This window comes from Streptomyces sp. NPDC043812 (assembly GCF_056436245.1).
On sequence record NZ_JBWKCY010000001.1, the window covers coordinates 221519 to 242742 of the forward strand.

19 protein-coding genes are annotated in these 21224 nt (G+C 71.3%); 4 read left to right on the forward strand and 15 right to left on the reverse strand.

The window, feature by feature from the left end:
• Window positions 1-19 precede the first annotated feature (19 nt).
• Window positions 20-733 carry an SIMPL domain-containing protein gene (locus tag AC067Z_RS01075; protein WP_478787282.1) on the reverse strand — a complete coding sequence of 238 codons (714 nt, stop codon included), beginning with the start codon at window positions 731-733 and terminating at the stop codon, window positions 20-22.
• A gap of 156 nt (window positions 734-889) precedes the next feature.
• On the opposite strand from AC067Z_RS01075, the gene AC067Z_RS01080 reads away from it, so the two are divergent.
• Complete coding sequence (locus tag AC067Z_RS01080; protein ID WP_478787283.1) at window positions 890-2695, forward strand: bifunctional metallophosphatase/5'-nucleotidase; 1806 nt, start codon at window positions 890-892, stop codon at window positions 2693-2695.
• Between the two features lie 60 nt (window positions 2696-2755).
• On the opposite strand, the gene AC067Z_RS01085 is transcribed toward AC067Z_RS01080, so the two are convergent.
• The 6 genes from AC067Z_RS01085 to AC067Z_RS01110 all read right to left on the reverse strand — a co-directional run bounded on the left by AC067Z_RS01085 (window position 2756) and on the right by AC067Z_RS01110 (window position 10792).
• The gene (locus AC067Z_RS01085; RefSeq protein WP_478787284.1) at window positions 2756-3424 is read right to left on the reverse strand and encodes a hypothetical protein; all 669 of its coding nucleotides are present in this window, start codon (window positions 3422-3424) and stop codon (window positions 2756-2758) included.
• A gap of 200 nt (window positions 3425-3624) precedes the next feature.
• Entirely contained in the window at window positions 3625-5082 is a 1458-nt protein-coding gene (locus AC067Z_RS01090) for a lysine N(6)-hydroxylase/L-ornithine N(5)-oxygenase family protein (RefSeq protein WP_478787285.1), read from the reverse strand.
• On the reverse strand, window positions 5079-6458 hold the full coding sequence (locus tag AC067Z_RS01095) for a pyridoxal phosphate-dependent decarboxylase family protein (protein WP_478787286.1): 1380 nt from the start codon (window positions 6456-6458) through the stop codon (window positions 5079-5081). Before AC067Z_RS01095 ends, AC067Z_RS01090 begins: the two co-directional genes overlap by 4 nt.
• 427 nt (window positions 6459-6885) lie before the next feature.
• Window positions 6886-9375, reverse strand: coding sequence for an aminopeptidase N (gene pepN, locus AC067Z_RS01100; protein WP_478787287.1), 2490 nt, complete (start codon window positions 9373-9375; stop codon window positions 6886-6888).
• Between the two features lie 188 nt (window positions 9376-9563).
• Window positions 9564-9893 (reverse strand): chorismate mutase, encoded by a 330-nt coding sequence (locus tag AC067Z_RS01105; RefSeq protein ID WP_478787288.1) that lies wholly within the window; start codon window positions 9891-9893, stop codon window positions 9564-9566.
• A gap of 11 nt (window positions 9894-9904) precedes the next feature.
• Window positions 9905-10792 carry a helix-turn-helix domain-containing protein gene (locus AC067Z_RS01110; RefSeq protein WP_478787289.1) on the reverse strand — a complete coding sequence of 296 codons (888 nt, stop codon included), beginning with the start codon at window positions 10790-10792 and terminating at the stop codon, window positions 9905-9907.
• A 116-nt stretch (window positions 10793-10908) separates the two neighbouring features.
• Here AC067Z_RS01110 and AC067Z_RS01115 point away from each other — a divergent pair, with 116 nt between their 5' ends.
• Entirely contained in the window at window positions 10909-12672 is a 1764-nt protein-coding gene (locus tag AC067Z_RS01115; protein ID WP_478787290.1) for a glycoside hydrolase family 35 protein, read from the forward strand.
• Window positions 12673-12729: 57 nt separating this feature from the next.
• On the opposite strand, the gene AC067Z_RS01120 is transcribed toward AC067Z_RS01115, so the two are convergent.
• On the reverse strand, window positions 12730-13452 hold the full coding sequence (locus AC067Z_RS01120; protein WP_478787582.1) for a S1 family peptidase: 723 nt from the start codon (window positions 13450-13452) through the stop codon (window positions 12730-12732).
• Between the two features lie 247 nt (window positions 13453-13699).
• Here AC067Z_RS01120 and AC067Z_RS01125 point away from each other — a divergent pair, with 247 nt between their 5' ends.
• Both AC067Z_RS01125 and AC067Z_RS01130 read left to right on the forward strand, forming a co-directional pair.
• Entirely contained in the window at window positions 13700-14608 is a 909-nt protein-coding gene (locus tag AC067Z_RS01125) for a hypothetical protein (RefSeq protein ID WP_478787291.1), read from the forward strand.
• A gap of 23 nt (window positions 14609-14631) precedes the next feature.
• Entirely contained in the window at window positions 14632-16194 is a 1563-nt protein-coding gene (locus tag AC067Z_RS01130; protein WP_478787292.1) for an ankyrin repeat domain-containing protein, read from the forward strand.
• Between the two features lie 11 nt (window positions 16195-16205).
• On the opposite strand, the gene AC067Z_RS01135 is transcribed toward AC067Z_RS01130, so the two are convergent.
• The 7 genes from AC067Z_RS01135 to AC067Z_RS01165 form a co-directional block, all read right to left on the reverse strand.
• Window positions 16206-16592 carry a barstar family protein gene (locus AC067Z_RS01135; protein WP_478787293.1) on the reverse strand — a complete coding sequence of 129 codons (387 nt, stop codon included), beginning with the start codon at window positions 16590-16592 and terminating at the stop codon, window positions 16206-16208.
• 38 nt (window positions 16593-16630) lie between these two features.
• On the reverse strand, window positions 16631-17023 hold the full coding sequence (locus tag AC067Z_RS01140) for a guanyl-specific ribonuclease (protein WP_478787294.1): 393 nt from the start codon (window positions 17021-17023) through the stop codon (window positions 16631-16633).
• A gap of 165 nt (window positions 17024-17188) precedes the next feature.
• On the reverse strand, window positions 17189-18724 hold the full coding sequence (locus AC067Z_RS01145; RefSeq protein WP_478787295.1) for a DEAD/DEAH box helicase: 1536 nt from the start codon (window positions 18722-18724) through the stop codon (window positions 17189-17191).
• An 89-nt stretch (window positions 18725-18813) separates the two neighbouring features.
• Window positions 18814-19017, reverse strand: coding sequence for a cold-shock protein (locus AC067Z_RS01150; protein WP_004985680.1), 204 nt, complete (start codon window positions 19015-19017; stop codon window positions 18814-18816).
• A 236-nt stretch (window positions 19018-19253) separates the two neighbouring features.
• Window positions 19254-19727, reverse strand: a complete 474-nt coding sequence (locus AC067Z_RS01155; protein ID WP_478787296.1) for a pyridoxamine 5'-phosphate oxidase family protein — start codon at window positions 19725-19727, stop codon at window positions 19254-19256.
• A 134-nt stretch (window positions 19728-19861) separates the two neighbouring features.
• On the reverse strand, window positions 19862-20425 hold the full coding sequence (locus tag AC067Z_RS01160) for a HutD/Ves family protein (RefSeq protein WP_478787297.1): 564 nt from the start codon (window positions 20423-20425) through the stop codon (window positions 19862-19864).
• Window positions 20422-21138 carry a vWA domain-containing protein gene (locus AC067Z_RS01165; RefSeq protein ID WP_478787298.1) on the reverse strand — a complete coding sequence of 239 codons (717 nt, stop codon included), beginning with the start codon at window positions 21136-21138 and terminating at the stop codon, window positions 20422-20424. Before AC067Z_RS01165 ends, AC067Z_RS01160 begins: the two co-directional genes overlap by 4 nt.
• Window positions 21139-21224: the final 86 nt, after the last annotated feature.

A 21224-nucleotide genomic window follows, 5' to 3' on the forward strand; every position in this document is an offset into this window, starting at 1 on the left:
CGCGGTGGGCACGATGCTGTCAGAGTTGCGGCGGCGTCATCGTGAAGCGCGCATTCACCTGTGCATAAACCGTCTGGCGTTGGGGTTCCAGATCGAGTGCGGGCGCCATTTCCGCTTGGTCGGTTCCGTCGTAAGCGGCCATGCGCATTCCGCCGGGGGTCGGGGGTGCGCCGTAGGGGACGGCGTTCTCGGCGCCGAGGTCGGCCAGTTCGACGAGGGCGGAGAGGCTGCCGCCGAGGGCTTCGGCGTATTCGCGGGCGCGCTGTACGGCTTCCCGGACGGCTTGGCGGCGGGCTTCGCCGTGGGCCGGTGAGTCGGGGCGCAGGGACCACCAGGGTCCGTTTACGCGGGTCAGTTCGAGGTCGGCGAGGCGTGTGGTCAGTTCGCCGAGGGCGGTGAAGTCGCTGAGTACGGCGGTGACGTGCACGCTGCCGTGGTAGGCGCGGATGCGTTCGCCGCGGCCGTGGCGGGTGAGTTCGGGGCTGATGGAGAACGCGCCGGTCTCCAGCTTCTCGACCGCCTGACCGTAGGACTTGATCAGGTCGAGGACCGCTGTGTTGCGTCGGGTGAGGTCTTCCAGGGCGGTGCGCCGGTCGGTGCCGCGCGCGCTGACCTGGATGCCGATGCGGGCGATCTCGGGGTCGAACTCCAGGCGTGCTTCGCCTCGTACGGCGACTCGGGGGGCCTCGGGGGTGCCGAACGGTGTGGCGGGCGTGGGTACGTCGGTCGTCACGTGTTGCTCCCTCGCGCGGGTGGTCGTCGGGAACACTCTCGCATTCGGGGGCGGTCGGTCGGCGGACACCAGATCGAAACCCGAAAGGGGTGTTGCCGGGTGTGGCTCCTGCGCCAGAATCTACGCGCGTTGTGCAGATGATCGTAGGGAGACGAAATGCCGCTGAATCGTAGGACGTTCCTGGAGAGGTCGGCCGCCGCCGGGGCCGGCGTAGCCATCGCCGGAAGTGCCGTGGCGCCTGCCGTGGCCGACGAGCAGGGCCGGGGCCATGGGCGTCCGCCGAAGCGGTACTCCTTCACCGTCATGGGTACGACGGATCTGCACGGAAATGTCTTCAACTGGGACTATTTCACGGACAAGGAGTTCGACGACAAGGCGCACAACGACGTGGGTCTGGCGAAGATCTCGACCCTGGTGGATCAGATCCGCGAGGAGAAGGGGCGGCGCAACACGCTCCTCATCGACGCGGGTGACACGATCCAGGGCACCCAGCTGTCGTACTACTACGCCAAGGTCGACCCGATCACCGCGAAGCGCGGTCCGGTGCATCCGATGGCGCAGGCGATGAACGCGATCGGCTACGACGCCGCGGCGCTCGGCAACCACGAGTTCAACTACGGCATTCCGGTGCTGCGCAAGTTCGAGGAGCAGTGCGACTTCCCGCTGCTGGGTGCGAACGCGCTGGATGCGAAGACGCTGCGTCCGGCGTTCGCGCCCTACAGCATGCACCGTCTGCGTACGCCGTGCGGGCGTGATGTGCGGGTCGCGGTGCTCGGTCTGACCAATCCTGGCATCGCCATCTGGGACAAGCAGAATGTCGGCGGGAAGATGGTCTTCCCGGGCCTGGAGGAGCAGGCGGCGAAGTGGGTGCCGAGGCTCCGGTCGATGGGTGCGGACGTCGTGATCGTCTCGGCGCACTCGGGGTCCAGCGGCACGTCGTCGTACGGTGACCAGCTGCCGTACATCGAGAACGCGGCGGGTCTGGTCGCCGAGCAGGTGCCGGGCATCGACGCGATCCTGGTGGGCCATGCGCACACCGAGATCCCGGAGTACTTCGTCACCAACAAGGAGTCGGGCAAGCAGGTCGTGCTGTCCGAGCCGCTGAAGTGGGGGCAGCGTCTGACGCTGTTCGACTTCGACCTGGTGTGGGAGAAGGGCCGCTGGACGGTGGAGAAGGTCGGGGCGAAGGTCCTGAACTCCAACACGGTCGCCGAGGACGAGAAGATTACCCGGCTGCTGGGCGACGAGCACGAGAAGGTCGTCGCGTATGTCAACCAGGTCATCGGCACGTCCACCGTCGCGATGACCACGGCCGACGCGCCGTGGAAGGACGAGCCGATCATCGACCTGATCAACCATGTGCAGGCGGAGACGGTGAAGGCGGCGCTGGCCGGCGGGCAGTACGCGGCCCTGCCGGTGCTGTCGCAGGCGTCCTGCTTCTCCCGTACGGCGGCGATCCCGGCCGGCCAGGTGACGATCAGGGACGCGGCCGGTCTGTACGTCTTCGAGAATACGCTCGAGGCGCGGCTGATGACGGGCGCGCAGCTGAAGGACTATCTGGAGTTCTCGGCGCGCTACTACGTGCAGACCGCGGCGGGCGCTCCGGTGGACACGTCGAAGCTGACGAACGCGGACGGTACTCCCGACTACAACTACGACGCGGTTTCGGGCCTGTCGTACGACATCGACATCGCGAAGCCGGCGGGTTCGCGGATCGTGAACCTGTCCTTCGAGGGCAAGGCGGTCGATCCGGCGGCGCAGTTCGTGCTGGCGGTCAACAACTATCGGGCCAGTGGTGGCGGCAACTTCCCGCATGTGGCGGGGGCGCAGCAGTTGTGGGCGAACTCGGAGGAGATCCGGAACACGATCATCGCCTGGGTGAAGGCGAAGGGCACGGTCGACCCGGCTTCGTTCGCGTCAGTGGGCTGGAAGCTGACGCGTGACGGGGCGCCGGTGTTCTGAGGCGTTGCGGGGCGGACGAGTCGGGGGGCCGGCTCGTCCGCCTCGCGGGGGCCGTCGGGGTCAGTTGCTGCGGGTGAAGACCTTTCCTCGGGTGGCTCCGGTGGAGCAGGACTTCTTCTCGGCGGCGGTCATCTTGCGGGACTTGACCAGGACCGCGCTGTGCTTGCCGTCCGTGCCGTTAGCGGCCGGGCCGGTGACCACGTCGGGGACGAACCAGTAGTAGTGGCCCCACTTCGGGTCGTCGTAGTGGGTCTGCCAGGTGCCGGTTATCTGCTGCATCACCTGGGCACGGGAGATCCAGCCCACTTCGCCCGGCCGCACTGTCACGGTGAAGGAGCTGGTTTCCGTGTGCGAGCTCTGCCAGGTGTAGTTGTACGTCGCGGTGACGCTGGCGCTGATGATGCCTTCGATGCCGCCGCCGACGGTGACCGAGCCGCCGACCGAGTGGGATGAGCCGACGGTGTCGGCCCAGCTCATCGACTGGGAGGCGGGCGAGGTGGTGCAGTTGTAGAGCAGGTCGGAGACCTGGCGTGCCTCTCCGAGGTACGCCTCGCCGATCTCGGGGGAGTTGAAGGTGCACTTGCCTTCCCCGGAGGCGCAGTCGGCCGTGATCTGCTCGCCGGTGGGCTGTTCTTCGGCCGTGGCGGGCAGGGCTGTTGCCGCGAGCGTCCCGAGGAGGGTCGCCGTCAGGGCCGTCATGCGGCCGCCGTACCGCAGTATGCGTTTCATCGTCATCGTTGTGGTGCCTCTCACCGTTCGTGGGGGGACGGTGACGTCATTTCGCCCTGGTGCCGGTGGGCTTGATGTCACCGCCTGCACGAGGCTCACGCAGACGACGGCTGAGCTACACCAAGAACGGGCAAAGGTGTAGTTGATTCCGAAACCGACATGGCCTCAAGTGGTATGCGGGGAGGCCGGGTTGGGGCAAGTCAGCGTGCGAGTGGGGTGAGTGCGGGCGCCTGGCCGGGGATGCCGGGCGCCTCGCGCGGTTCGAGGCCGAAGTTGGTGAACGCGGTGCGGCGGGGCAGCGGGTAGGGCTCCTTGCCGGTGAGCGTGTTGAGGATGGACGCGCTGCGCCAGGCCGCGAGGCCGAGGTCGGGTGCGCCGACGCCGTGGGTGTGCCGTTCGGCGTTCTGGACGTAGACCGATCCGGTCACCGAGGGGTCGAGTTCGAGCCGGTACTGTTCGTCGATCACCGGGCGGCCCGCGGAGTCGCGGCGCATGTACGGGTCGATGCCGGCGAGCAGCCGGTCGAGCGGGCGTTCGCGGTAGCCGGTGGCGAGGACGACGGCGTCGGTGGTGAGCCGGGAGCGGGTGCCCTGCTGGGTGTGTTCGAGGTGCAGTTCGACCTTGGTGGTGGCGACGCGTCCCGCGGTGCGCACGGTGACGCCGGGGGTGAGGACGGTGTCGGGCCAGCCGCCGTGCAGGGTGCGGTTGTAGAGCTCTTCGTGGATGGCGGCGATGGTGGCGGCGTCGATGCCTTTGTGGAGCTGCCACTGGCGTGGGAGGAGTTCGTTGCGCACCTGTTCGGGCAGGGCGTGGAAGTAGCGCGTGTAGTCGGGGGTGAAGTGCTCCAGGCCGAGTTTGGAGTACTCCATGGGTGCGAAGGCCTCGGTGCGGGCCAGCCAGTGGAGTCTTTCGGCGCCTTCGGGTCGTGCGCGCAGCAGGTCGAGGAAGACCTCGGCGCCTGACTGGCCGGAGCCGATGACGGTGATGTGGCCGGCGGCGAGCAGGGTCTCACGGTGGTCGAGGTAGTCGGCGGAGTGGATGACGGGGACACCGGGCGCTTCGGCGAGCGGACGCAGCGGTTCGGGGACGTACGGTTCGCTGCCGATTCCGACGGCGATGTTGCGGGTGTGGGCGCGGCCGCCCGTTTCGCTCTCGCTGCCTGTGTCGAGCCGGGTGAAGTCGACCTCGAACAGGTCGTGTTCGGGGTTCCAGCGGACGGCGTCGACCTGGTGGCCGAAGTGCAGTCCGGGCACGTGGTCGCCGGCCCAGCGGCAGTACGCGTCGTACTCGGCGCGCTGGATGTGGAACTTCTCGGCGAAGTAGAACGGGAACAGCCTCTCGCGTGACCGCAGATAGCTGAGGAACGACCAGGGGCTGGCGGGGTCGGCGAGGGTGACCAGGTCGGCGAGGAAGGGGACCTGGAGGGTGGCGCCCTCGATGAGCAGGCCGGGGTGCCAGTGGAACGCGGGCCGCTGATCGTAGAAGGCGGCGGCGAGGCCGCCGGGGACGCCGTCGGCGAGTGCGGCGAGCGAGAGGTTGAACGGGCCGATGCCGATGCCCACGAGGTCGTGGGGCTGGGGATCCCCCCAACCGCCCCGGGCGCTGCGGGAGAGGTCGGTCGCCGCCGGAGCGGCCTCGGTAGCGGGCGTGGCGGTCATCGGGGGGTGCTGCCTTCCACGAGTGCGATCAGGGCCTGCAGTTGGGCGGGGGTGGTGTGCGGGTTGAGGAGGGTCGCCTTGAGCCAGACGCGGCCGCCGGCCCGGGCCCGGCCGAGGACGGCGCGGCCGTCGGTGAGGAGGGCGCGGCGGATCTCGGCGGTCTGCTCGTCGGTGGCGCCGGCCGGACGGAACAGGACGGTCGACAGGGTGGGCCGTTCGAGGAGCTCGAGGCGGGGGTGTTTGTCGACGAGGTCGGCGAGGTCCTGGGCTGTGGCGCACACCCGGTCGACGAGGGCGGCGAGCCCGCTGCGGCCGAGGGCCTTGAGGGTGACGGCGATCTTGAGGATGTCGGGGCGGCGGGTGGTGCGCAGGGAGCGGCCGAGGAGGTCGGGCAGTCCGGCTTCGGTGTCGTCCTCGGCGTTGAGGTATTCGGCGGTGTGTGCGAGGGGCGCGAGGCGGGCCGTGTCGGGGACGGCCAGGAGTCCGGCGGCGACGGGCTGCCAGCCGAGTTTGTGCAGGTCGAGGGTGACGGAGTCGGCTCGGTCGAGACCGGTGAGCTGGGCGCGGCGCTCGGTGCTGAACAGCAGGGGGCCGCCGTACGCGGCGTCGACGTGGAGTTCGGCGCGGTGGCGCGCGGTGACGTCGGCGATCTCGGGGAGCGGATCGATGCGGCCCGTGTCGGTGGTGCCGGCGGTGGCGACGACGAGGAGGGGCCCGTGCAGGCCGGCGAGCGTCTCGTCGAGAGCGGCGGGGTCGTGGACCGGGCCGGGGACGGTGACGGGTTCGGGGAGGCCGAGGAGCCAGGCGGCGCGGTGTACGGAGTGGTGCGTGTCGGCGCCGCAGACGACCTGGACGGGTGTGGCGTGCCGTTCGCGGGCGAGGAGCAGGGCGAGGTGGTTGGACTCGGTGCCGCCGGTGGTGACGAGGGCGTCGGCGTCCGGGCCGTGGGGGTAGACCTCGGCTGCGAGCGCCCGGGTGACCCGCTGCTCCAGTTCGGAGGCGGCCGGGGCCTGGTCCCAGGAGTCCATGGAGGGGTTGAGCACGGACGCGGCGAGGTCGGCGGCGACGGCGAGCGCGAGGGGCGGGGTGTGCAGATGGGCCGCGCACAGGGGGTCGGCGGGGTCGGCGGAGCCCTGGGCGACGGCGCGTACGAGGGTGCGCAGGGCTTCGTCGGCTCCGTTCCCGTGTTCGGGGAGCGGGTCGCCCAGGGCGTCGCGCACGTTCCGCGCGACGGTGTCGGGCCCGCCGCGCGGGAGCGGCCCGCCGCGGTCGCCTGCGCCCTGGCGGAGCGCTTCGAGCACGACGCCGAGCAGGGGCCGCAGGGCGTCGGGGCCGGGGCCGCCTCCGGCGAGGGGCGGGGGCGCGGGGGTGGGCATGGGGGTCCTTCGGGACGGAGCGTCGTCGGGGCGGGGTGCGCGCCCGGGAAGCTCAACGATCCGGAGGGGAAGGGGTATTGGGTGGCGGCGGCGTGCGGAGAGTGGCGCAGCTGAGCGGAGGGGGTTCCCCTCCCCGCCCTTTCCCGAAACCGGGGGAGCCCGGGTCCGGTGCCGTTCTTCGCGCGTGATGCGGGGGGCTGCGGCCTCGGACCCGCCCCCTACGCCCCCGCAGGCGTGGCGGACCCCGGCGCCTCGCACGCCGGCGGGGCACGATGTGCTCCCGCCGGCGGGGCGGGTTGCCGCGCAGCGGCCGTCCGGTGGTCCCCCCACGGCCGTCAGGCCGTGAGGGGACGGTGCGGACACCGCGCGCAGCGCGGGTACCGGGGCCGGGCGGAGCCCGGTTCTGGTAAGGGGCGGGAGGGCAACGTCACGCCTGACGGACCCGCAGCGCCCTTCCCAGGTCGTCCAGCTGGTCCACCAGCTTGCGGCGCAGTGCGGGGAGCATGCTGTCCGCACGCAGGCACTCCTCGCCCAGGCGCAGCGACTCCGCGTCCACGGCGTGCAGCGGGAACGCGTAGCGGCCGGCCGCGTCCGCGATCGCCGGGCCGCGGCGGGTCGCCAGTGCCACCGCGTCGGGGTAGTAGCGGGGGACGTACTCCTTGACGAGCGCCGCCTGTTCGGGCTGCCAGAAGCCCTGGGCGGTGGCGGTGAACAGGTAGTTCGACAGGTCGTCGGAGGCGAACATCCGCTGCCATGCCACCGCCTTGGCCTCGGCCGTGGGCAGGGCGGCACGGCAGCGGGCGGCGCCCTCCTGGCCGGTGGCGCTCGGGTCGCGGTCCAGTTCGGCGGCGATCTCCTGCTCGTCGGCCGCGCCGAGGACGGCGAGGCGGGTAAGGATGCGCCAGCGCAGTTCCGGGTCGAGTTCGGGGCCGCCGGGGACGTCGCCGTCGGTGAACCACTCCCGCAGGGTCTCCGGCTGGGAGGCGGCGTCGATGCGGTGGCGTACGGCGGTCAGTCGCAGTCCCGGGTCGCTGCCGTCCTCGGTGCGGCGCAGCAGGGCGCGGCAGATGTCGGTGAGGGTGGCCAGTGCGGCGGGGCGCTCGGCGGCGGGCAGGTAGCGGTCGGCGATCTGCCCGGCGGCGAACGCGAGCACGCCCTGGACGACGGCGAGGTCGGTCTCCTTGGGGAGGTGGGCGCGGGCGGCCTCCAGGTAGGCGGTGGGGGCGAGTTCGCCGTCGCGGACCATGTCGCGGGCCGCGTTCCAGACGACCGCGCGGGTGAGCGGGTCGGGGATGCCGGACAGGGTGGCGAGCGCCGTGTTCCAGGAGATCTCGTCGAGGCGGACCTTGGCGTAGGTGGTGTCGCCGTCGTTGAGGACTACGAGCGCGGGGCGGCGGCCGGGGTGGAGCTCGTGCTCCGTGACCGGTACGTCCAGGTCGATGCGGTCGCGCAGGACGAGGGTGCCGGGCTCGATCGGGTCGAGGTCGAAGGTGCCCACGGCGATCCGGTGGGGGCGGCCGCCGTCGTGGGCGATGCCGAGGGTCCAGCCGCCGTCCCGTTCGGTGACGTCCGGGGTGAGGGTGTCGACTCCGGTCGTGCGCAGCCAGGACTCGGCCCAGGCGTGCACGTCGCGGTCGGTGGCCTGGGCGAGGGAGTCGATGAAGTCGGCGAGGGTGGCGTTGGCGAACTTGTGCCGGGCGAAGTGGATGTTGATGCCGGCCAGGAAGTCCTTCTCCCCCAGCCAGGTCACCAGCTGTCGCAGGGCGGAGGCGCCCTTGGCGTAGGAGATGCCGTCGAAGTTGAGCATCGCGGAGGCGGTGTCGGGGACGGCGTCCGGGTCGGGGGCGACGGGGTGTGTGGAGGGCCGCTGGTCGGCGTCGTATCCCCAGGCCTTGCGGGCGATGCCGAAGTCGACCCAGGTGTCGGTGAAGCGCGTGGCCTCGGTGAGGGTCTGGTAGCCCATGTACTCGGCGAACGACTCGTTCAGCCAGATGTCGTCCCACCACTTGAGGGTGACGAGGTCGCCGAACCACATGTGGGCCATCTCGTGGGCGATGACCATGGCGCGTGTCTGGCGCTGGGTGTCGGTGACGGCGGAGCGGTAGACGAACTCGTCGCGGAAGGTGACGAGTCCGGGGTTCTCCATGGCGCCGGCGTTGAACTCGGGCACGAAGGCCTGGTCGTAGGAGTCGAAGGGGTACGGTTCCTCGAACTTCTCGTGGTATCGGTCGTAGCACTGCCGGGTGATCTCGAACAGTTCGTCCGCGTCGGCGTCGAGGTAGGCGCCGAGCGAGCGGCGGACGTGGAGGCCGAAGGGCAGTCCGGCGTGTTCGGTGCGGACGGAGTGCCAGGGTCCGGCGGCGACGGCGATGAGGTAGGTGGACAGCAGCGGGGTGACGGCGCAGGTCCAGCGGCCGCCGCCGTCGTGGGTGGTGATGCCGTTGCCAAGGACGGTCCAGCCTTCGGGCGCGGTGACGGTCAGTGCGAAGACGGCCTTGAGGTCGGGCTGGTCGAAGGCGGCGAAGACGCGCTGGACGTCCTCCATGAACAGCTGGGTGTAGACGTAGGTCTCGCCGTCGCTGGGGTCGGTGAAGCGGTGCATGCCCTCGCCGGTGCGGGAGTAGGGCATGGCGGCGTCGATGTGCAGTTCGTGCTCGCCGGCGGTGAGGCCGGTGAGCGGGAGGCGGTTTCCGTCGAGCGCGGCGGGGTCGAGCGGCTGTCCGTCGAGGGTGACGCTGCGCAGCACGGCGGGCTTGAGTTCGACGAAGGTGTCCCCGGCCGTGCGGGCCGTGAAGTGGATGACGGTCCGCGAGTCGAAGGTCTCGTCGCCGGTGGTGAGGTCGAGCTCGATGGTGTAGCGGTGTGCGTCGATCAGCTGGGCTCGGGTCTGCGCTTCGTCGCGCGTCAGTACGGACATGCCGCCCATGCTGCCGGATGGGCGGGGGGCGGCACAGGGGGGCGCGGTTCGCTGTCAGCGCACACCGGCGCCCGGATTCCGGGGTCCGCTGCCGGTGGAGGGTGCGGCGCGGCCGGCGGGTGCCGGCCTCGCGGGCGTGCTCGACATGGCGTCGCGGGTGTGCGGGGCGAGGCCCCGGGGTGTCCCGGTCAGGTCTCGTCGGGGCCGTTCTGGGGCTTGTCGGCGATCTGTTCGTGGTGGCGGATCACCTCCGCGATGATGAAGTTGAGCAGCTTCTCGGCGAACGCGGGGTCGAGTTTCGCGCTCGCCGCGAGCTGGCGCAGCCGTTCGATCTGGCGTGCCTCGCGGGCGGGGTCGGCCGGGGGCAGGTTGTGCTCGGCCTTCAGGTGGCCGACCTGCTGGGTGCATTTGAAGCGTTCGGCGAGCATGTGCACGACCGCCGCGTCGATGTTGTCGATGCTCTCGCGCAGGCGGGTCAGTTCGGCGCGTACGTTCTCGTCGATGTCCCTCGTGGTCATGGTCAGCGAGCTTACGTCGATCGCGTGGCGATGGTCGGAGGGTGTTCAGGGTCCGGGACGCGGTCGCTCCAGCCGCCGGGCACCGTGCGTCCCTGCTGCTCGCGGAAGCGGACGGGGGCGAGGCCGACGCGGCGGGTGAACAGCCGGGAGAAGTAGGCCGGGTCCTCGTAGCCGACGCGGCGTGCGACGGCCGCGACGGGCAGGTCGGTGGTGGCGAGAAGTTCCTTGGCACGGCCGAGCCGGATGCCCAGCAGGTAGTCCTTGGGGCTGCAGCCGGCGCTGCGGCGCACGGCGGTGCGCAGTTCCGAGGGGGTCATGCCGTGCCGGGCGGCGTGTTCGGCGACGGACAGCGGCCGACAGGCGTCGCGGGCGAGTGCGGTGAGGACGGGGTCGCCGTCGGCGTTGGTGTCGGCACGGCCGCGGCGCAGGGCGACGAGGAGTTCGTGGACGGCCGCGCCGGTCTCGACCTCCAGGAGCGGATTGCCCTGCCGGGCGGCGCGGGCGATGCGGCCGACGGCGGCTCGGGCCGCGGCGGCGTCGGCGAGGGGCACGACGGGCCGATCGGGTTCGATGTAGCCGAGTTCGGTGTAGGTGGTGGTGGCGGGGCCGGTGAAGTCGACGAAGCTCTCGTCCCAGCCGTCGGCGGGATCGGGGCCGTAGTGGTGCGGTACGCCGGGGGTGAGCCAGATCAGGGCGGGTGCGGTGACGGTTGTGCGCCGCCCGTCGGTGCCGCGGTACCAGCCGCTGCCCGCGCTGATCACCACGGCGACGTGGTGGTCGAGGGTGCGGGGGCCGACGGTGGGCAGCCGGCCGTGCTGGAGGCCGACGCCGAGGCACACCAGGCCGAGGCGGTGATGGACGGGACTGGGGGTGAAATATCGCATCCAGGTGTGGTACATGCCGTTTTCCGCCCCCTTCGTGCCGAGTCCAAGGAAGGCCGATCTTTGTCCATGGACCGCCCGCACGCCAGGGGGCGATCGTTCCGGAGTGAGCGAGCGAGAGATGGGCGGGGCCGGTGGCTGATTTCACCGTGGGCGAGACGGACTTCTTGCTGGACGGCCGGCCGGTGCGGCTGCTGTCGGGGGCGTTGCACTACTTCCGGGTGCACGAGGAGCAGTGGGGGCACCGGCTGGCCATGCTGCGTGCGATGGGGCTCAACTGCGTGGAGACGTACGTGCCGTGGAATCTGCACGAGCCGGAGCCGGGGCGTTACACGGACGACGGGGCGCTGGGCCGGTTCCTGGACGCGGCGCAGGCGGCGGGCCTGTGGGCGGTCGTGCGCCCGGGGCCCTACATCTGCGCCGAGTGGGAGAACGGCGGGCTGCCGCACTGGCTGACGGGCCGGCTGGGGCGGCGGGTGCGCACGCAGGACCCGGAGTATCTGGAGCATGTGGAACGCTGGTTCACCCGGCTGCTGCCGCAGGTGGTGGAGCGCCAGTTCCCGGCCGGCGGCCCGGTGATCATGGTCCAGGTGGAGAACGAGTACGGCAGTTACGGCTCCGACCAGGACTATCTGCGGGCGCTCGTGGACCTGCTGCGCGGCTGCGGGGTGACGGTACCGCTGTTCACCTCGGACGGGCCCGCCGACCACATGCTGTCGGGCGGCTCGGTGCCGGGGATCCTGGCGACGGTGAACTTCGGGTCGGGGGCGGCGCAGGCGTTCGCGACGCTGCGCCGTCACCGGCCGCGGGGGCCTTTGATGTGCATGGAGTTCTGGTGCGGCTGGTTCGATCACTGGGGCAAGGACCGTGTCCTGCGGGACGCGGACGATGCGGCGGGGGTGCTGCGGGAGATTCTCGAGGCCGGGGCGTCGGTGAATCTGTACATGGCGCACGGCGGGACGAGTTTCGCGGGCTGGGCGGGAGCGAATCGTTCGGGTCCGTTGCAGGACGAGGTGCTGGAGCCGACGGTGACGTCGTACGACTACGACGCGCCGATCGACGAGGCGGGGCGGCCGACGGAGAAGTTCTGGCGGTTCCGCGACATCCTCGCGGAGTATCACGACGGGCCGCTGCCTGATCTGCCGCCCGAACCTGCCGTGGTCGGCGCACCGGGGCGGGTGGTGCCCGGGGAGTGGGTGCCGCTGGACGGGGTGTTGGAGGCGCTGGGCGGCAAGGAGTGGGAGGGCCCGGTTCCGCCGACGTTCGAGGAGTTGGACGTGGACCGTGGTCTGGTGCGTTACCGGGTGGGTGTCCCGGGCCCGCGGGAGCCGTATCCGCTGGGGGTCGTGGGTCTGCGGGACCGGGCGGTGGTGCTGGTGGACGGGGTGCGGGCGGGCGTGCTGGACGGCGAGCGGGCGGCCCTCCCGGAGCCGGTGGCGGGGCCTGCCGCGGTGGAGCTGTGGGTGGAGTCGCTGGGCCGGGTCAATTACGGTCCGCGGACGGGTGAGGCGAAGGGCATCACCGGCGGGATTCTGCACGAGCGGCAGTTTCTGCACGGTGTGCGGGCGCGGGGGCTGCGGCTCGACGCGTTCGACGACGCGGATGCGGTCGCGCGGCTGCCGTGGCGGGAGGCGCCCGGGGAAGCTGCGGCCGCGGGGGGCACAGGGCTCTTCCGGGGCGTTGCCGAGGTGCGGGATGCGGGTGACGGCCGGCTGGAACTGCCCGGCTGGACCAGGGGGTTCGTCTGGGTGAACGGTTTCGGCCTGGGCCGTTACTGGTCGGCCGGGCCGCAGCAGGCGCTGTATGTCCCGGGTCCGGTACTGCACGCGGGGACGAACGACGTGTGGGTGCTGGAGCTGGAGGGCAGCGGGGCGGACCGGGCGGTCGTGCTGCGCTGAGGACGCGGCGGGAGGGGCGGGCCGTGCGGCCCGCCCCTCCCTATTGCTGTGGTGAGGTCAGAGCGAGGAGGCCGCGGACCTGATGGCGGAGGCGAAGGTGGACACCTCGGTGTAGACGCCGGGGTAGTTGGGCCGTGCGCAGCCCTCGCCCCAGCTGACGATGCCTATCTGGATCCAGGCGCCCGCGTTGTCCCGGCGGAACATCGGGCCGCCGGAGTCGCCCTGGCAGGTGTCGACGCCGCCCTGGGGCAGTCCGGCGCAGATCTCCTCGGCGGGGACGAGGTCGTTTCCGTAGGACTGCCGGCAGCTGGCGTCCGAGACGAAGGGGACCTGGGCCTTGAGCAGGTAGCGCTGCTGCGCGCCGCCCTCGCGGGCCGCGCCCCAGCCGGCGACGGTGAAGGTGCCGCTGTTGTACGCGGTGGTGTCGGCGATCTTCAGGGTCGGCAGGTCGATCGGCTTGGCGAGCTTGATGAGCGCCCAGTCCTTGCCCTTGCCGTTGTAGCCGGGAGCCTGCAGGACCTTGGTGGAGCGGACCTTGACGGCGCTGGAACTCTGCAGGTCCACGACGCCGGCGGTGGCGGTGATGCTGGTGTTGTTGCCGGAGCCGTTCACACAGTGCGCGGCGGTCAGGACGATGTCCTTGGCGTACAGCGAGCCGCCGCAGCCCATGGAGAGCCGGACCATGAAGGGGAACTCGCCCTGGGCGGCGCGGGTGCCGCCGACGACGGGCGGGGTGGCGGCCGATGCGGAGCTGGGCTGGAGGCTGATCGCGGCCAGCATGACGGCGCCGGCCGCGGCGCATCTCTGGAGCACACGGAGAAGCTTCAACGGACTGCCTTTCGTGGGGGGTTGCTTCGTTCGCCGTGCCGGACGCACGCGGCAGTTCGGGTGATGACATGCGCTCGACAAAGGCGTGGTCCGGATTATGGACAGCGGGTCAGGGGCGCCACAAGGAGCGCCTTTCGGCCATTCCTGACGCGGGGCGCCACGGGTACCGCCGTAGAGTGGGAGCGGCCGACTGTCGTGCATGGGGGTACGGGACGTGGCGAACGGCAGCGAGGTGGTGCACGGATTCCCGCACCTCGACACGGTGCGCTCGGCGGTGACGGCCCTGTACCGTCGGCTCTCCCCCGAAGGCGTCCACTCCTACGCCCCGAGCGTGCTGCCCGCCGATGTCGCCTTCGCCGACGCGGACGACCTGCACCTTGGCGCCCAGCGCGTGGCTCGCGCCCTGGTCCAGCATCTGCATCTGCCCGACGCCCGGATGATCGTGAGTTTCCGCGAGATGAAGCACGCGGCGAGCGTGGAACTGACGGCGGGACCCGAGTACTTCATCGAGCTGAACGACCGCTTCCGCACCCACCGGCGCGACATCGGCGCCGCCCTCGCCCACGAGATCACGCATGTGCTGCTGCACCGGCTCGGGCTCGCCTTCCCCGGCACCCGCGACAACGAGATTCTCACCGACACCGTGACGACCTACCTCGGCGCGGGCTGGCTGCTGCTGGACGCGTTCCGCGAGGACGGGGTGTCGAGCCAGAAGCTGGGCTATCTCACGCCCGAGGAGTTCGGCTACGTCCTGGCGGAGCGGTCGCTGGCCTTCGACGAGGACCCGTCGCCGTGGTTCACCTCCGTGCAGGGCTACCGCGCGTACACCGCCGGCCGCACCCAGGCACTGCACGACGCCCGGCAGCCCCCGCTCACCACAGCGGGCCGCATCGGCCGCCACCGCTACGCCAAGGACCGCCGCCACGCCCTGGAGAACCCCGGGCAGCAGCACCCGGGCCGGGGCGCCTACACCTTCGAGCACGGCGACGGCGGTCTGCGGGTGTCGTTCCCGTGCACCACCTGCCACCAGCGCATCCGGCTCCCCGTCCGGGGCAGGGTGCGGGCCCGCTGCGGCCTGTGCCGGACGATTCTCGAATGCGACACCTGACCGGTCGTCCGTAGGGTCGTTCCATGAGCGAAGAACACGCGGCCACCGTGCAGGAGCTGTTCGATGCGGTGTACACCGGCGCGGAGGACAGCGTCGTGCAGCAGCTGCGCGCGGGTGCACCGGCCGAGAGCACGGACGAGGACGGCCAGACACCGCTGTATCTGGCAGCCGTCGAGGGCGAGCCCGGCATCGTACGGCTCCTGCTGGCCGCGGGTGCCGACCCAGGCCGGGCGTCCGGTCCCGAGGGCGGCGATCTGCCGCTGTGCGGCGCCGCGGTCGGCGGCCACACCGAGGTGGTGCGTGCCCTGCTCGCCGCCGGCGCCCGCCCGGACGAACCGGAGATGCTCGGCTTCACCGCGCTGTCCTGGGCGGTGAAGCAGGGCCACACGGACACCGTGGAGGCGCTGCTCGAGCACGGCGCCGACCCCGATCTCGCCTCCCCGAGCGGGGAGCCGCCGCTCGTGGTGGCGGCCCGCCGGGGTTCGCCCTCGACGGTCAGGGCGCTGCTGCGGCACGGCGCGAGCGCACGGGCCGAGGCGCTGGACGAGGCGCGCACCTGGCTGACCATGGATGTCGAGCAGCATCTGCGCGACGCGCTGCTCGCGTTCGAGCCGGGGGCGGAGACCGTCTCGCGGCTCATCGAGGAGGACGGCGGGGTGACGGTCGTCGTCGAGGTGCTGCGCGACGGCCGGCCCGCAGCGGGCAACGAGCAGCAGACCGGGCACGGCGCGATCGCCACGCTCCTGGAGGAGGAACTGGGCATTCGTACCGCGTACGCGGACCTGGCCGAAAGGGCGCTGCGCGGCGGCGACCCGGAGCGGGACGACTGGATCGAGTCGGTGGGTGTGCTGTGGCGGCGCGGCGACGAGGAGACGTTCCAGGCCGCGGCCGCCTGGTGCAGTAGCGACGATCCGCTGCGCCAGGCGTTCGCCGCGGACGTGCTGGCGCAGCTGGGCTTCACCTACGGCGGTGAGCCGGAGGAGGGCGGGCAGGCGCGGGAGGGTGACGCGGAGGTGCGGCGCGGCGACGGGATCGTCCGGCCGTTCGCGGCGCGCGCCCTGCCGTTGCTGCGGGAACTCTCGCGGGAGGCGAAGGATCCCGAGCTCATCCAGTCGGCGGTCCTGGGGCTCGGCCACCACGGGGACCCGTCGGCGCTGGACGACATCGTGCGGCACGCCGGTCATCCGGACGCGTCGGTCCGCCATCGGGTGGCTCTCGCACTGTGCGGGCTGGTCCCCGGCGACCACACCGCGGGCACGAAGGCGCTCATCGCGCTCAGCCGGGATGTGGAAAGTGAGGTCAGGGACTGGGCGACGACCGCGCTGGCCGGTACGGACGCCGACACCCCGGAGATCCGAGCGGCGCTCGCCGCGCGGCTGGACGATCCCGACGCGGACACCGCGGCCGAGGCGGCGCGTGGTCTGGCGATCCGTCAGGATCCCCGGGCGGAGAGGGTGTTGACCAGGCTTCTGGCGGACGAGGACCCGCAGAGCCCGGCACACGACACGGCGGCGGACGCCGTGCGGTACCTCGACGACGAGCGGATGCGGCGGCGCCTGGAGGGAACGGTGCCGCGCAGGCCGTAGGGACAGCGGGGTCACACGAGCCGCAGCCTGCCCGGTACGCGCTGCTCGAAGACGTCCACGAGCCAGTCGAAGACGGTGGGGCCCTCCCCGGCGCGGACACGCGCCAGACGGTCCAGGATCTCCGCACGGTTGTCCGGGTGCACGCGCTGCGCCCGCAGGCTCAGCTGCCGTACGGTCTCCTCGCGGCCGAGCGCACTGCGGGAGAGGTCGTGGTCGCGCCACTCGAAGACGAAGTCGCCGTCGTCGGGCGTGCCCATGCCGCCGCCGAGGCAGTCGGCGAGGGCGTCGAGGTTGCTGCCGAAGTAGCCGCCGGGACCGTTGACGGCTGCGCCGATCACCGTCCAGAAGCTCTCCAGGTCGGTGACCTCCGCCCCGTCGATCACATAGGTGGTCGTCACGGGGCGGAGGATACCTGTCGGGGTTGCGGGTCGGCGGATCAGCAGGTGTGGTCGACGAGGTCGAACGACTCGTAGTGGTCGGCGGTGTAGTAGTCCTCCTGCGCCGAGTCACCGGTGACGATCCGTCGTGCGCCGCGTGTGGGGGAACCCGGCGTGATGACGGTGTACTCGTGGTAGTAGCCGGTCGAGTGCGGTGGCAGCAGACCCTCGCGGTTCTGGAAGACGGTGCCGTCCTGCTCGTACGGGAACGGCCCGCCCTGCTCGATCAGGTCGAGGGTGTCGTGCGCCTGGGACGGGAGGTCGGAGTAGCAGATGTCACCGACCGCGAGAAGGGACGCGGGGGCGGCGGTGGCGGCCTGGCCGCCGATGACGAGCGTCGACAGAAGGGCTGCGGCGCCGGCGACGGCGGCTATTCGTGGGGGGAATCGCATACACCCATTGATGCGCGTAGAACTTGACGCGTCAACGTCAATCAAGGGGAATTCCCCGGAAGTTAACCGCCTCCGGGCACGCCCCGCGCATCTTCACCCGCTCTCCGCTCCCCCGCCGCGAGCCGCACACCATCGGTGCGGCCACGCGGCCGGGGCGTCATCGCGTCATGCCGCCGTGCGGCGCCCGCCCGCTCCGCGGCGGCGGGTGGCGGCCGCGGGCGCGGCCTTCGGCGCGCCGGACTCGCCGCGGGAGGCGGCGCTCTGGCCACGGCGGCCCGTGCCGCGGCGTCCAGGGGTCCGGTCACGGCCGCGGGACGTCCGCTGCTGCGGGATCTGCGGCTGCGGCACCTCGATGGTCACGGCGACGCCCGAGGGCTCGCGCGCGCCGGTGAGGCGGGCCAGCTCCTCGTCGCTGGACTTGATGCGCGCCGTTCGGGGCTGTATCCCGGCGTCCGTCATCAGCCGCGTCATCTCACGACGCTGCTCGGGCAGCACGAGCGTGACGACGCTGCCGGACTCGCCCGCGCGGGCCGTGCGCCCGCCGCGGTGCAGATAGTCCTTGTGGTCCACGGGCGGGTCCACGTTGACGACGAGGTCGAGGTCGTCGACGTGGATGCCGCGAGCCGCGACATTGGTCGCGACCAGCGCGGTGACCTGCCCGTTCTTGAACTGGTCCAGGGTGCGGTTGCGCTGCGGCTGGGAACGCCCGCCGTGCAGGGCCGCGGCCCGTACGCCGCTGGCGAGCAGCCGCTTGGCGAAGCGGTCGGCCGTGCGCTTGGTGTCGACGAAGAGGATCACGCGCCCGTCGCGGGCGGCGATACGGACGGCGACGGCCTTCTTGTCGGTCTCGTCCGCGACGTGCAGCACGTGGTGCTCCATCGTCGTGACGGCGCCCGCCGACGGGTCGACGGAGTGCACGACGGGGTCCGTGAGGAACATCCGGACGAGCCGGTCGATGTTCTTGTCCAGGGTCGCCGAGAACAGCATCCGCTGGCCGTCCGCCCTGACCTGCTTAAGCAGCGCGGTGACCTGCGGCATGAAGCCCATGTCGGCCATCTGGTCGGCCTCGTCCAGAACGGTGATCGCGACGTCGTCCAGCCGGCAGTCCCCGCGCTCGATGAGGTCCTTCAGCCGGCCGGGCGTGGCGACGAGTACCTCGGCGCCGCGCCGCAGCGTGCCCGACTGCTTGTTGATCGACAGTCCGCCGACGACCGTGGCGAGGCGCAGCTGCACGGAGGTCGCGTACGGGGCGAGCGCGTCGGTGACCTGCTGGGCCAGTTCGCGCGTCGGTACGAGTACGAGGGCGAGCGGCGCCTTCGGCTCGGCGCGACGGCCGGCGGTGCGGGCGAGCAGCGCGAGGCCGAAGGCCAGCGTCTTGCCCGAGCCGGTGCGGCCGCGGCCGAGGAGGTCGCGTCCGGCGAGTGAGTTCGGAAGTGTCGCGCCCTGGATCGGGAAGGGGTCGGTGACGCCCTGCGCCGCGAGGGTCTTCAGCAGGGCGGCCGGCATGTCCAACTCTGCGAACGCCTCGACGGCGGGCAGCGCCGGCGTGATCGTTTCCGGCAGGGTGAATTCCTGCGGCGGCGCCGACCGGTTCGCACCGGCCTTGGCGGACCCCTTGCCGGACCTGTTGGGGGCCTTGCCGGGGGCCTGGGCGCGGGAACTCGCCGGGCGCTTTCGTGCCGGACGTTCGGAGCGGTTCATTCGGAAGCCTTCCTGGCCTGCGGACGGAACGAACCGGGGCCCGCACCGTGAAGGTGCGGACCCCGGCCGTTGAAAAGTGCGTCCAGCGATCAGGCCGGGACGATGTTCTCCGCCTGCGGGCCCTTCTGGCCCTGCGTGACGTCGAAGGTGACCTTCTGGCCTTCCTGCAGCTCACGGAAGCCGGAGGTGGCGATGTTCGAGTAGTGGGCGAAGACGTCAGCGCCGCCGCCGTCCTGCTCGATGAAGCCGAAACCCTTTTCCGAGTTGAACCACTTCACGGTGCCAGTTGCCATGTCATTCTCCTAAAACGGGGCAAGCCGAGAATCCACACTGCGTGAATTCCCTGTCGCTGCATTGACCCCATCCGGAGAGTCCGGAAACAAAACGTGCACCTGACGAAGCATTTCCGTCAGGCGCACACAAAGTTCATGGGTACCAAAACTGCAACGCAGTCACCGTAGCACGAATGACCACGGATGCGTGTGTTCCACGCCACGGCCTGCGAGCCGGGGGCAGGATCTCGCGCGTGTCAGCGTCGGCGCTGGGTGCGGACGGCCGCCCCGGGCCGCCAGGACCGTACGACCAGCTCGTCCCCGTCGACGTACGTCCGCACGACCTCCCCCAGCTCGACGCGGAAGAGGTGGAACGGCTCCGGCGGCTCGATGTCCGCGACGAAACGGGCCACCTGCTCCGGATCGGTCACCTCGACGGCACGTCCGGAGATCCGCACGTCGCCCCCGTCCATGGAGTCGTCGGCGCCCGGGTTCGTGTGCAGGGCGAAGCGCGGGTCACGGAGCAGGTCCTGCGCCTTGCGGGAGTACGGCATCATGCCGAGCCACAGCTCGCCGAAGCGGAAGGTCACCTCCAGGCCGGTCACGCGGGGCGATCCGTCCTTGCGGAGCGTGGCGAGGACATGGTGCCGGTACTTCTCGAAGCGGCGCCGGACGATCTCCGCGAACTCGGGCTCCGAGGCGTGGAACGCGTCCCATGAGGATGAGGTCATGACCTCATCCAACTGCGTCATCCCGACATCTGCTGTCCGGTTTTCCACGAGGAGGACAGGTCGGCGGGGAAGCCCGGAAGCGGACCCGGCTCCCCTGCAGCGCCGGACCACCCTGGGCCGCGGCGCGGCTGTGCTCAGGCCGGCACGCGGATCGTGACCATCGCCGCGTCCCCGTCCGTCCGCAGGATGCCCGGCCAGTCGTCCACGACGGCAGCGTCGTAGCGGCCGAGTGTGATGCCCTCCGACGGGAGGGCGGTGGTGCCGCGCAGGGCGACGATCACCACGAGCGAGCGGTGCGGGACGACGACGGGCAGGCTGCCCCGGACGATCGAGGTGATGACCGCCGCACGGCCCCGACGGTGCATCACATTGAAGTTGACGACCGGGCCGCCGAGCAGCCGGCCGTGGGTCTCGCGGTCACCGGGGAAGTCACGTGGCAGGAACCGCTCGTCGACCAGCACCCGTTCGTCCCCGACGGTGAGGTCCATACCCGCTCCCTCGACGACCGTGAGGGTGCGGTCGACTCCGGGGAACGCGGAGAACGGACCGTCCGCTGCGACATCCGCGAGGCTGATCCTCCAGTCGAAGGCGTCCATCGGCGCGCCCTCGGGGGAAGCGGCGATCTCCCTGGTCACGCCGCCGCCGTTCTTCCACGGCACGGCGATGCGGTCCGCCGCACGCAGCACCTGTGCGGTCACTGCACGATGCCCTGGGCGCGGGCTGCCGCCAGCCACTGGGGGAACTCTCCGACCAGCCGGTCGTACAGCTCGGAGTCGGGGACCTGACGGGGGTCGAGCCCCGCGTGGAAGAACCCTGCGTTGTCGACGGGGCGTTTGGCGGGGACGGCGAGCTCGTCGAGCTTGTGCAGGAAGTCGAACTGCGAGCTGCGCTTGTTGCCGAAGCCGACGAACTGCCAGAAGAGGGGCAGCCGTGCGGCCTTGCACAGATAGCGCTCGGCGGCGTGCTTGCTGATCGGTCCGCCGTCGGTCTGGAAGACGACGAGCGCGGGCGCGGTGGACCCGCTGTCGATGTAGTGGTCGATGACGGCGTCCATGGCCAGGTGGTAGCTGGTTTTGCCCATGTGTCCGAGGCCCGAGACGATCTCGTCTATCCGGCCGTGGTGGTTCTCCAGGGCGATGTCGGTGACGGCGTCCACGTCGGTGGAGAAGAACACGACGGGCACGGTGCCGTCGTCGTCGAGGTTGGCCGACAGGCCCAGGACCCGGTCGGCGAGGGCCTGCACGCTGCCGTCCTTGTAGTACTCCTTCATCGACCCCGAGTAGTCGACCACGAGATAGACGGCGGCCCGCTGCCCGTGCAGACCGTGCTTCTTGAGGGAGACGCCCGCGCTCTTGTAGAGGCTGACGAGCGCGGGGGCGCGCTGCTGGAGCTTCGAGAGGCTGACGGGCATACGCGTTCCGTTCGTCGGACGGGGTGGATCGGTCCGACGATATCCCGCGGGCGGGGCGCAACACCGGGGTGCGGGAGCGGGTTCGG